The sequence below is a fragment of the Sphingomonas sp. genome (assembly GCF_035317925.1).
Lineage (GTDB): Bacteria > Pseudomonadota > Alphaproteobacteria > Sphingomonadales > Sphingomonadaceae > Sphingomonas_I.
In genome coordinates, this window is sequence record NZ_DATHFV010000195.1 from 1 (window position 1) to 9,442 (window position 9,442).

At 66.1% G+C, this 9,442-nt stretch carries 12 protein-coding genes; 7 read left to right on the forward strand and 5 right to left on the reverse strand.

The features are described from left to right. Positions 1–127: 127 nt before the first annotated feature. The gene (locus tag VK533_RS14580) at positions 128–553 is read left to right on the forward strand and encodes an OsmC family protein (RefSeq protein WP_324378914.1); all 426 of its coding nucleotides are present in this window, start codon (positions 128–130) and stop codon (positions 551–553) included. 103 nt (positions 554–656) lie between these two features. Here the strand turns inward: VK533_RS14580 and VK533_RS14585 are convergent, their stop codons facing one another. Continuing rightward, a complete protein-coding gene (locus tag VK533_RS14585; RefSeq protein WP_324378916.1) occupies positions 657–1,859 on the reverse strand; it encodes a pyridoxal phosphate-dependent aminotransferase in 1,203 nt (400 codons plus the stop codon). Positions 1,860–2,076: 217 nt separating this feature from the next. Beyond that, positions 2,077–3,834 carry an aminodeoxychorismate synthase component I gene (gene pabB / locus VK533_RS14590; protein ID WP_324378934.1) on the reverse strand — a complete coding sequence of 586 codons (1,758 nt, stop codon included), beginning with the start codon at positions 3,832–3,834 and terminating at the stop codon, positions 2,077–2,079. 96 nt (positions 3,835–3,930) lie between these two features. Between pabB and VK533_RS14595 the strand changes: the two genes are divergently transcribed. Beyond that, entirely contained in the window at positions 3,931–4,596 is a 666-nt protein-coding gene (locus VK533_RS14595) for an MBL fold metallo-hydrolase (protein WP_324378918.1), read from the forward strand. 42 nt (positions 4,597–4,638) lie between these two features. Here the strand turns inward: VK533_RS14595 and VK533_RS14600 are convergent, their stop codons facing one another. Beyond that, positions 4,639–5,046: an MAPEG family protein gene (locus VK533_RS14600; protein ID WP_324378920.1), complete on the reverse strand. Its 408-nt coding sequence runs from the start codon at positions 5,044–5,046 to the stop codon at positions 4,639–4,641. A 174-nt stretch (positions 5,047–5,220) separates the two neighbouring features. Here VK533_RS14600 and rpmF point away from each other — a divergent pair, with 174 nt between their 5' ends. The 5 genes from rpmF (at position 5,221) to VK533_RS14625 (ending at position 8,316) form a co-directional block, all read left to right on the forward strand. Then, entirely contained in the window at positions 5,221–5,400 is a 180-nt protein-coding gene (rpmF, locus tag VK533_RS14605; protein ID WP_324378922.1) for a 50S ribosomal protein L32, read from the forward strand. Positions 5,401–5,425: 25 nt separating this feature from the next. Beyond that, positions 5,426–6,460, forward strand: coding sequence for a phosphate acyltransferase PlsX (gene plsX / locus VK533_RS14610; RefSeq protein WP_324378924.1), 1,035 nt, complete (start codon positions 5,426–5,428; stop codon positions 6,458–6,460). Beyond that, the gene (locus tag VK533_RS14615) at positions 6,457–7,431 is read left to right on the forward strand and encodes a beta-ketoacyl-ACP synthase III (RefSeq protein WP_324378926.1); all 975 of its coding nucleotides are present in this window, start codon (positions 6,457–6,459) and stop codon (positions 7,429–7,431) included. Before plsX ends, VK533_RS14615 begins: the two co-directional genes overlap by 4 nt. Positions 7,432–7,622: 191 nt before the next feature. After that, positions 7,623–7,922 carry an integration host factor subunit alpha gene (locus VK533_RS14620; RefSeq protein WP_414712317.1) on the forward strand — a complete coding sequence of 100 codons (300 nt, stop codon included), beginning with the start codon at positions 7,623–7,625 and terminating at the stop codon, positions 7,920–7,922. 1 nt (position 7,923) lies between these two features. Further along, a complete protein-coding gene (locus VK533_RS14625) occupies positions 7,924–8,316 on the forward strand; it encodes a MerR family transcriptional regulator (RefSeq protein ID WP_324378930.1) in 393 nt (130 codons plus the stop codon). A 14-nt stretch (positions 8,317–8,330) separates the two neighbouring features. Here VK533_RS14625 and VK533_RS14630 read toward each other — a convergent pair whose 3' ends face one another. Then, complete coding sequence (locus VK533_RS14630; protein WP_414712318.1) at positions 8,331–8,843, reverse strand: thioredoxin family protein; 513 nt, start codon at positions 8,841–8,843, stop codon at positions 8,331–8,333. Between the two features lie 142 nt (positions 8,844–8,985). After that, on the reverse strand, positions 8,986–9,442 hold a 457-nt coding region (locus VK533_RS14635; protein WP_324378932.1), incomplete at its 5' end, for a cold-shock protein.

Below are 9,442 nucleotides of genomic sequence, written 5' to 3' on the forward strand. Positions count from 1 at the left end.
GAGGAAAGACGGGTCATCATTCTGCTCCGGTTGAACGCCCGGAATATAGGTGTGGATTGTACAAGCGGGAGTCACGGACCCGCGTTATGCGACGAAGCGATTCGTTCGCCCCCGAAGGAGAGACATCATGACGACACGCCACGGATCCGCCCGCTACAAAGGCTTCGGCAAGACCGGCAAGGGCCATGTCTCGACCGAATCGGGCGTGCTGGCCGACACGCCGTACAGCTTCAACACGCGCTTCGGCGACGAGAAGGGCACCAACCCCGAGGAGCTGATCGCGGCCGCGCATGCAAGCTGCTTCACGATGGCCTTGTCGTTCGCGCTGGCGGGCGCGGGCTATAGCGAGGGCACGCTGGAAACCAGCGCCGCGGTCAAGCTCGAGCAGGACGGCGCGGGCTTCAAGGTCACGCATTCGGACCTGACGCTGACCGCGTCGGTGCCCGGCATCGACCCCGAGCAATTCGCCTCGATCGCCGCCGACGCGAAGGCCAATTGCCCGATCTCGAAAGTGCTCAACGCCGAGATCAGCCTGACGCACACGCTATCTTGATGAAGGGCCGCACCGGCCCGCACCCCCACCCGGCTTCCCAATGATACTACCGCTGGGAGGCCGGGTTGGGGTACGGGCCGTGCGGTTCAGCGCCGCTGAAGCCTCAACGCAGCGCCGCGCAAGCCGTCTGAATGCGCTCGCACGCCTGGGTCAGCAGCGTCTCCGACGTGGCATAGCTGACACGGAACGCCGGCGAGAGGCCGAAGGCCGCGCCATGCACCGCCGCGACGCGGGCCTCGTCGAGGAAATAGTCGATCAGGGCCTCGTCGCTGTCGATCGTCTTGCCCTTGGGCGTGGACTTGCCGATCAGCCCCGACACGTCAGGATAGACATAGAAGGCGCCGTCCGGACGCGGGCAATGCACGCCGTTGATCTGGTTGAGCATCGAGCAGACCAGGTCGCGGCGGCGTTCGAACGCGGCGTTGCGATCGGCGAGAAAATCCTGCGGGCCGTTGAGCGCCGCCGTCGCCGCCGCCTGCGCGATCGAGCAGGGGTTGGAGGTCGACTGCGACTGCAACTTGGCCATCGCCTTGATCAAAGGCACCGGGCCGCCGGCAAAGCCGATCCGCCAGCCCGTCATCGAATAGGCCTTGGAGCAGCCGTTCACCGTCAGCGTGCGCCCGTACAATTCGGGCACGACCTGCGCGATCGTGGTGAACTCGAAATCGCCATAGGTGATATGCTCGTACATATCGTCCGCCATCACCCACACGTGCGGATGCTTGAGCAAGACCTCGCCCAACGCCTTCAGTTCGGCGGCGGTATAGGCCGCGCCGGTCGGGTTGGAGGGCGAGTTGAGCACCAGCCATTTGGTCTTCGGCGTGATCGCCGCGTCCAGCTGCGCGGGCTGGATCTTGTAGCCCTGCGCCGCGCCTGCCGCGACAATCACCGGGGTACCGCCGCAATATTGCACGATGTCGGGATAGGAGACCCAGTAAGGCGCGGGGATGATCACCTCGTCGCCGGCCTCGACCGTCGAGACCAAGGCGTTGAACAAGGTGTGCTTGCCGCCGACGTTCACGCTGATCTGATTGGCTTCGTAGTTGAGGCCGTTGTCGCGCTTGAACTTGGCCGCGATCGCCGCCTTCAGTTCGGCGGTGCCATCGACATTGGTGTACTTCGTCTTGCCGGCACGGATCGCCTCGATCGCGGCGTCCTTGACGAAATCGGGCGTGTCGAAATCGGGTTCGCCGGCAGCGAGGCCGATCACCTCGACCCCCTGCGCTTTCAGTTCCAGCACGCGGCTGGTCATGGCGAGCGTGGGCGAAGGGGAAATGCGGCCGAGCGCGGCCGAGATCAGGCTCATCGGTCTTGGGTCTTTCTGCGCGGACAAGAAGAAGTGGCCGCGCTATAGACGCGTCGTTCCGGCCCCATCAACCGCATTAGTCTTTAGTCCAGCAAAGCTGGACGAGGCCGCACCGGCCCGCACCCCCACCCGACCTCCCAACAGGTTATTCTATGGGAGGTCGGGTGGGGGTGCGGGCCGGTGCGGCTCAGCGTAGCGAACCAAAAAAACGCTTGGGCTAGGCCAATCGTGCCTTCATCAGCCCGCGCAGATCGTTAGCGAGGAAGAATTCGCCCTGCAGGTCGGCCTCGGTCAAATCGCCTTCGACCGCTTCGCCGCTCTCGATCAGCAAAGCCCGCTGGATGCCGGGCAGCAGGCCGAGCGCGAGCGGCGGCGTCGCCAGCTTGCCGCCCTTCGGCACGAACAGATTGGTGAAGCTGCCCTCGGTCAACAGCCCATCGGGCCGCACGAATACCACTTCGAACAGGCCGGCTTTGGCACGCGCGTCGGTATAGAAGCCTCGATCGGTGGTCTTGTGGCGCAGCCGGAAATCCGCCGGATCGACGGGCAGCGGCACGACCCGCACCGCGACCGGCTGCGGCGGCGTTGCCGGAATCGGGGTCACCTCGATCGCGATCGCGCCGCTCGCGCCCAACATCAGCCGCACGCGCGACGGCGCGCTCAGGCGGAAGGTGGCGGCATGAAGCTCGTTGCGGATCTCGTGCCGGTCGAACGCGAAATCGAACGCCTGCGCGCTCGCCCCGAGCCGGGTGATATGGTCGTCGAGCCGGACGATTCCGTCTTCGGGATCGAACCGCATCGTTTCGAACAGGTCGAATCTGGGCTGGTCCATCGTCAGGAACGCACCCTTGGCGAGGCATTCGTGCCATTCGCCGTCCACGGTTGAATCCGCCACCACCGCCGATCCCAGGCCGATGCGCGCGTCATGCCTGCCCTCCTCCAGCACCAACGTCCGGATCGCCACGTTGAACGCGGCGCCCCCGTCGGGCGCGATCGCCCCGATCGCGCCCGTATAGGGCCCGCGCGCGTCCGCCTCCACCTCCGCGATCACCTCCATCGCGCGCAGCTTGGGCGCGCCGGTGACCGAGCCGCACGGAAACAAAGCGGTGATCAGATCCACCGCATCGCGGCCCGGCGTCAGCTCGGCCTCGACCGCCGACACCATTTGAAGGACGGTCGGATAATGCTCGACCGCGAACAATTCGGGCGTGACCACGCTGCCGGGAATCGCGACGCGCGACAGATCGTTGCGGATCAGATCGACGATCATCAGATTTTCGGCGCGCTGCTTGGGATCGGCGGCCAGCGCCGCCGCCAGCGCGCGATCCTCGGCCTCGTCCGCGCCGCGCGGGGCGGTGCCCTTCATCGGCCGCGCCTCGACCCGCTTTCCGTCGCTCTTGAAGAACAGTTCGGGCGATAGCGACAACAGCCAGTTGCGCCCGTCATGGACGATCCCGCCCCAGCCGGCGCGCGCATTGGCGCGCAGCCGCGCATAGATTGCAAGCGGATGCCCATCGATCGGTACATCGGCGCGGAAGCTCAAATTGGCCTGATAGATATCGCCGGCGGCGATCAGCGCCTGCACGCGGACATGCGCGGCATCATAGGCCGCGCGTGAAATGCCGGGGCGGGGCGTGCCGACCCAGGCCCCGCCGGGATCGCCGAGCAAAGCGTTCAGCGCATCGGGATCCAGTTGCTCCACCCGGTCGAACAGGCCGAACCACAACAAGGGCACGGTATCGCCCGGCAGCGCCAGCGGCGCGAGCTTCGGCTCGATCGCGTGGCCCGCTTCATAGGACAGGAAGCCCGCCGCATGGAGCCCCGCTTTCGCCGCCGCGCGCAATTGCGCCAGCGCCGGCCTCACCTCGTCCGGCCGCCAGGCGGCGATGACGGTCTTTGGATCGCGATAGAGCGTGCAGGGCCCGCCCGAGCGGGCGTCGTCGAGCAGGACGAAGGGGGTACCGGATGCGCGCATCGCCGCGCTCTGCCCGGTCGGGCGCGCGACCGCAATCTTGGCCGGCATTGGTCGGGATGGCTTGCCCGGTTCGTCCCTCCACGCCATCTAGGCCGCATGACTTCGCAACCGCCGCTCCGCGCCGCGATCATCCCGGTCACGCCCTTCCAGCAGAATTGCACCCTGATCTGGTGCACCAAGACGATGCGCGGCGCCTTCATCGACGTCGGCGGCGAACTGCCCCGGCTCAAGGCCACCGCGGCGCAGGCCGGCGTGACGATCGAGAAATTGCTCGTGACGCACGGCCATGCCGATCATTGCGGCGGCACCGCCGCGCTGGCGAAGGAACTGGGCGTGCCGATCGAAGGTCCGCACGAGGAAGACCGCTTCTGGATCGCGGGCCTCAAGGAAGACGGCCCCCGGTTCGGCATCGACGCCATGCCGTTCGAGCCCGACCGCTGGCTGGTCGATGGCGATCAGGTCACGGTCGGCGAACTGACGCTGGACGTCTATCATTGCCCCGGCCACACGCCCGGCCACGTCATTTTCCATCACAAGGAATCGAAGCTGGCGCAGGTCGGCGACGTGCTGTTCCAGGGATCGATCGGCCGCACGGATTTCCCGCGCGGCAACCATGCCGACCTGATCGCATCGATCACCCAGAAACTATGGCCGCTCGGCGGCGAGACCAGCTTCATCTGCGGGCACGGCCCGATGTCGAGCTTCGCCCACGAACGGCACAATAATCCGTTCGTGGGCGATAAGGTGCTCGCGAAGGGCTAGATGTTTGCCGCTCACGCGCCGTTTCAGCGCAGCTGAAACCGACTAGATTTTCACGCCGTAAGCGATCGCAATTGCCCAGCCGATCAGAAGCAACAGGCTCAGAAACGTCAGCATCGCCCCGACCGCGCGATAGGGATTGGGGGCCGGGCGATCCATGCCGAACGGGTGCACCACGCGCGCCACCACCAGCAAGGCGCCGACCGCCCACAGCCAGCGCGACGCGCCGACATTCATTTCGATCAGGCCCATCAGGATGAGCGCCATCGGCACATATTCGTTGAAATTGGCGTGCGCGCGGCAGCGCCCTTCCATTCCCGGCACCTCGCCATAGCCGAGCGAGACCTTTCGCGAGACACGCACCCGGACCACGCGAATGCCCAACCAGACGTTGAGCAGGCCAAGCGCGGCGGCGATGATCAGGGTAATCTGCGGTGCGGCGGCGATATGCATCGATGGTCCTCCCCCTCGGCCTTGCAACGCGGGCCGAATTCGCTATAGGGCAGCGCCTTCGCGACGCGCCCAACCGGAGGCCCGCGGCTCCTAAAAGCCGCACTGGCCAACGGCGAAGCGCGTCCTATCGTTTTTTTCAGACTTTATCGTCTACAATTTGGAACAGGTGCCGAGATGGCAGTCCCTAAAAGAAAAACCTCGCCGTCCAAGCGGAACATGCGCCGCAGCCACCATGCGCTGAGCGCCGAATCGTTCCAGGAATGCCCGAATTGCGGGGAGCTCAAGCAGCCCCACAATCTGTGCGGCCACTGCGGTCACTATAACGGTCGCGAGATCCTGCCGGTCGGCAACTGACCGGCGGTAGCGGCGGGGGTTAAAAGTGGGTCCCTGTCTCGCGATCGATGCGATGGGGGGTGACGGCGGTCCGGCGATCGCGGTCGCCGGCGTAGCGCTGGCGCTCTCACGCGATCCGACCATGTGCTTCACCCTGTTCGGGGATGAAGCCGCCGTGCGCGCCGAAACCGCGCGCCATCGCGAATTCGCGAACCGCGTTTCGATCGTCCACTCGCCCGACGTGATCAGCGGCGAGGACAAGCCCAGCCAGGCGATCCGCCGCGCCAAGACCACGTCGATGGGCATGGCGATCGGGGCGGTGAAGGAAGGCATGGCCGACGCCGCCATCTCCGCCGGCAATACCGGCGCCTTGATGTCGATGGCCAAGGTCGCGCTCCGCACCATTCCCGGCATCGACCGCCCCGCGCTCGCGGCCTTACTGCCGACCTTGGGCGCGCATGACCTGGTCATGCTCGATCTCGGCGCCAACACCGAATGCGACGCGCGCAACCTGTTCCAGTTCGCGGTGATGGGGGCGGCCTATGCCCGCATCCTGCATGAGACCGAAGAACCGACCGTGCGCCTGCTCAACATCGGCACCGAGGAACTGAAGGGCACCGAAACGCTGCGCGAGGCGGCCGCCATGCTGCGTGCCGCCGATCATCTGCCGCTACGTTTCGACGGCTTCGCCGAAGCCAACAGCCTCGGCCGCGGCGAAACCGACGTGATCGTGTCCGATGGCTTCTCCGGCAATATCGCTCTCAAGACCGCCGAGGGCACGGCGCGCTTCATCGGCGATCTGCTTCGCCGATCCTTCACCAGTTCGCTGCGCTCGAAATTCGGTTTCATGCTGTCGAAGCCGGCGATCACCCTGCTGCGCAAGGGTCTCGACCCCAATCTGCGCAACGGCGCGGTCTTCCTCGGCCTCAACGGCACGGTCGTGAAGAGCCATGGCAGTACCTCGGTCGAGGGATTCGCCAATGCGATCGAGGTCGCGACCAAGCTCGCGCGCGGCCGCATCACCGATCGCATCGCCGCCGATCTCGCCGCGATCACCGTGCCCGAGCCGAACGCGGCATGACGCGCCGCGCGACGATCGCCGGAACCGGATCGGCTTTGCCGCCGCGCCGCGTCACCAATGACGAACTCGCGCAGACGGTCGACACATCGGACGCATGGATCGTCGAACGCACCGGCATCAAGGCGCGCCATATCGCGGGGGAAGGCGAGACCACCGCGACGCTCGCGACCGAAGCTGCGCGCAACGCGCTCGAGGCGGCGGGCATGGCTGCTGGCGAGATCGACCTGATCGTGCTCGCGACCGCGACCCCGGACCAGACCTTCCCCGCCACCGCCACGAAGGTGCAGGACGCACTCGGCATCCGCGATTGCGTCGCGTTCGATGTTGCCGCGGTCTGCTCGGGTTTCCTCTACGCGCTCTCCGTCGCCGACAGCATGATTCGCGGCGGCGGCAGCACCAACGCGTTGGTCATCGGCGCGGAGACGTTCAGCCGCATCCTCGATTGGGAGGATCGCGCGACCTGCGTCCTGTTCGGCGACGGCGCCGGCGCGGTGGTGCTGACCGCGGAAGAAGGGACCGGAAATAACAGCGATCGTGGCGTGCTCGCGACCGCGCTCCATGCCGACGGGCGCCACAATCAATTGCTCTATGTCGATGGCGGGCCCTCCACCACCGGCACGGTCGGCAAGCTCCGCATGAAGGGCTCTGAAGTGTTCCGCCACGCGGTGGTCAATCTCGCCGCCGTGCTGGAAGAGACGATCGCCAAGGCCGGATTCACCGTCGCCGATATCGACTGGGTCGTGCCGCACCAGGCGAATCGCCGGATCCTCGACGCGACCGCGCGCAAGCTCGGGCTGAGCCCCGACCGTGTGATCATCACCGTCGACGAACACGCCAATACGTCGGCGGCCTCGGTGCCGCTCGCGCTCGACGTCGCGGTGCGCGATGGGCGCGTCCAGCGCGGCGATCTGATCGTGCTGGAAGCGATGGGCGGGGGCTTCACCTGGGGCGCGGCGGTAGTGCGCTACTGACAAGCTTGCACCCGGCCCGGACGGCCATTCCCACCTGCCAGCCAATTGTTACGCGGCTTTTTAACCACCTTTGCGGGCCTTCTTCGCCAATCGTGCGTAAAATGCGCGCCAACGGCTTGTTTTCTTGGGGCTGTTGGCGCAAGAATTGACAATTAAACGCGGGCGTGGGGGGAAACATGGCCGAAGCAGATATGATGATGGCGGACACTCTAACGCGTGCGGATCTCGCTGAGATTCTGCATGGCGAGATTGGTTTGCCGCGCTCGCAATGCGCCAGCCTGGTCGAGCAAGTGATCAAGCACATGTGCGAAGGTCTCGCGCATGGCGAAAACGTCAAGATTTCGGGTTTCGGTACGTTCGTGCTGCGTGACAAGGCAGAGCGAGTCGGTCGCAATCCCAAATCGGGCGTCGAAGTGCCGATCGCACCGCGTCGGGTGCTGACCTTCCGCGCCAGCCAGACGCTGCGCGATCGAATCGTCCGCGCGGGCTAAGATGGCCGACCCTTCTGCCAAGGCGGAAGGCGCGTTTCGCACGATCAGTGAAGTGGCGGCCGAACTCGGCCTGCCTCAGCATATCCTGCGTTATTGGGAGACGCGCTTCCCGCAGCTCCGCCCGCTCCAGCGCGCGGGCAACCGCCGATATTATCGGCCCGCCGACGTCGCGCTCGCGCGGCGCATCGATCGTCTCCTCAATCAGGAGGGCTATACGATGCGCGGCGTGCAGAAATTGCTCGCCCAAGGCGATGCGCCGGCGGAACCCGCCGCGCAGCCAACGGCCTCAGCGCCCGCCGCGCCGGCCCCATTCGGCGCCCAGATCGACGCGCTGATCGCGATTCGCGATTCGCTGGCCGACGCGCTCGCTTCGGACCATCGCCTTCACATCTAGGCGTGATCACCCAATCAGTGCGGCCATTGGGCCAGCCAGTCGGCGAGCGCCTGCGGCGACATGCTGCGCGCGTCGGCGAGCGCGGAGACATGGCCGGCATTGATCAGACGGTCAGCACGCGGATCGACAACCAGCAGAGCCGGCACGCCTTCGAGTCGCTGGGTGATGCCGTAGCGCGCGGGCACGGCCAGATTCTTGTCGAATCGGCCGACATCGACCGACACCAGCTCATAATGACGGCGCAGGAAGGCGCCGACCTCGGGCAGGTCCATCGTACCCGCCAGGATGCGGCAATCGAGGCACCAATTGCCGCCCAGATCGATCAGCAGCAACTTATGCGCGGCTTTGGCGCGAGCGCGGGCCCGATCGACCGCACGCAGCGCATCGGCCGTCTCGTCATAAGGAAGCGGTAAAGGCGTCGCGAGCTGGTCGAAGCTCTGTGCGCGCACGCGGGGTGCCGGCACCGCCGCCATGCTGATCGCGGCAGGGGCGAAAACGAACAAGGCGGCGGCGAACAGGCGCATCACGGTCTCCAGCTGATTCTCATGCTCCGAACGCGGAGTACGCGCCGCGAAGCCGGCTTCGGACAAAGAAAAAACCGGCTTCGGACAAAGAAAAAGCCCGGCCGCATCGCTGCGACCGGGCGTTTTCATTACCGATTCGCTGGGATCAGCTGCCCGGCGAGAGGTTCACCGCGGCATATTTGCCACGCCGATCGACCTCGAGCTCGAACTCGAGTCGGTCACCCTCGTTGAGCGTCGGCATGCCCGCGCGCTCGACCGCTGAAATATGCACGAATGCATCCGGCTGGCCGTCGTCACGCTGGATGAAACCGAAGCCCTTCATCGCGTTGAAGAACTTGACCGTGCCGCTCGCGCGCTCGCCCCTCAGCTGACGCTCCGGACCACCGCGATCGCCACCGCCACCGGCCGGCGGCGGGCCACGATCGGTGACCGGAACCACCTCGCCTTCGATCGCCAGATTGGTCGCCGAGATGCGGCCGCCGCGATCGACCAGGCTGAACGCGAGCTGCTGCCCCTCGCCCAGACCGGTCAGGCCTGCCTGCTCGACCGCGGAGATGTGAACGAACACATCCTCGCCGCCATCATCGCGCACGATGAAGCCG